The organism is Polaromonas sp. P1_G2 (assembly GCF_056405515.1).
This window is the reverse complement of the sequence record NZ_JBFUBY010001760.1, coordinates 1-359: the sequence shown is the minus strand read 5'-3', so window position 1 is coordinate 359 and position 359 is coordinate 1. Positions and strand designations below refer to the sequence as shown.

Below are 359 nucleotides of genomic sequence, written 5' to 3'. Positions count from 1 at the left end.
GTGCCAAGCTGACGATCGCATTGTTCCTGCTCGGCGGCTCGACGGCGTCGATCGCCTTCCTGCCGGGCTATGAGACGCTCGGTCACTGGTCGATCTGGCTTCTGGCACTGTTCCGGCTCGGCCAGGGCTTTGCGCTGGGTGGCGCCTGGGACGGCCTGGCCTCGCTTCTGGCGTTGAACGCACCGACGAATCGTCGCGGCTGGTATGCGATGATTCCGCAGCTCGGTGCGCCGATCGGCTTCGCGCTGGCCAGCATCCTGTTCGGCTATTTTGTCGCCAATCTTTCCAGCCAGGATTTCCTCGAATGGGGCTGGCGCTATCCGTTCTTCGTCGCCTTCGCCATCAACGTCGTGGCGCTC

1 protein-coding gene is annotated in these 359 nt (G+C 63.8%); it reads left to right on the top strand.

What is annotated here, in order from left to right; genetic code table 11:
* Positions 1–359, top strand: a 359-nt coding sequence (locus AC1D0P_RS32470) for an MFS transporter (RefSeq protein WP_477680477.1), incomplete at both ends; no start/stop codon positions are given.